We start from the raw sequence: 354 nt of genomic DNA on the forward strand, positions 1-354 counted from the left end.
GCGAGTTCGATGAGCTCGTCCGTCGTGTCGCCCATCGCGGACACCACGACGACGACCTCATGGCCGGCATTCCTGGCGTCAACGATTCGGCGGGCGATGCGATTGATTCCCTCGGCAGCCGCAACGGATGAGCAGCCGTCCTTCTGCGCGAGCATGCACATGTGCTGTATGTGACTTGTGTCGTTCAGGGGGATTGGGTGGGCCCATCTGCGGTCCGAGCAAGTCTATCAAGCGGTTTAGGCACATCAGCCGAATTCCATATGATGAGACAACGGTATAGACTGGTGGGCAGGGGCTCTCGACAGGTATTCGGGGCCGCTCCCGGCAGCTGACAAGAATTGCCGGAGCGACGGC

Annotated in this window: 1 protein-coding gene; it reads right to left on the minus strand. The window is 60.7% G+C overall.

Annotated elements, in window-relative coordinates; translation table 11 throughout:
* The coding region (locus UK12_RS40560; RefSeq protein WP_442973927.1) for an amino acid kinase family protein at positions 1–161 on the minus strand (161 nt) is incomplete at its 3' end.
* Positions 162–354: the final 193 nt, after the last annotated feature.

This window comes from Saccharothrix sp. ST-888, from assembly GCF_000955975.1.
Taxonomy (GTDB): domain Bacteria; phylum Actinomycetota; class Actinomycetes; order Streptomycetales; family Streptomycetaceae; genus Kitasatospora.